Raw genomic sequence first — 381 nt, 5'->3', positions numbered from 1 at the left:
CGCCTCCGGGAGCAAGTCATTCTGCGGGACCGCAGCTGTGTCTTTCCGTGGTGCACCCGCCACGGGCGGTCCGGCGACCTCGACCACATCACCCCCTGGGAACAAGGCGGCGACACCTCCACGGACGCCCTCGCCGCGCTCTGCCGAACGCACCGGCCCCGCGGCGTACACCTGGACCAGCCCCCACGGCCACACCTACACCCGCGACACCACCGGCACCGCACCGGCCACTGGCCCGGGCGACCCGCCAGAGCCCTATTACGACCGGCGACGACAAGGCCGAGAAGAGGGCTCTCCGTGGCCGCCGCGGACGCTCGTGAAGGGCTAGAGTCCGAGCGTGCTGTATTGGTTCCTGAAGTGGATCGCCCTGGGTCCCGTCCT

It is taken from the genome of uncultured Nocardioides sp. (assembly GCF_902805925.1).
Taxonomy (GTDB): domain Bacteria; phylum Actinomycetota; class Actinomycetes; order Propionibacteriales; family Nocardioidaceae; genus Nocardioides.
Note: the sequence above shows the minus strand (reverse complement) of the source record.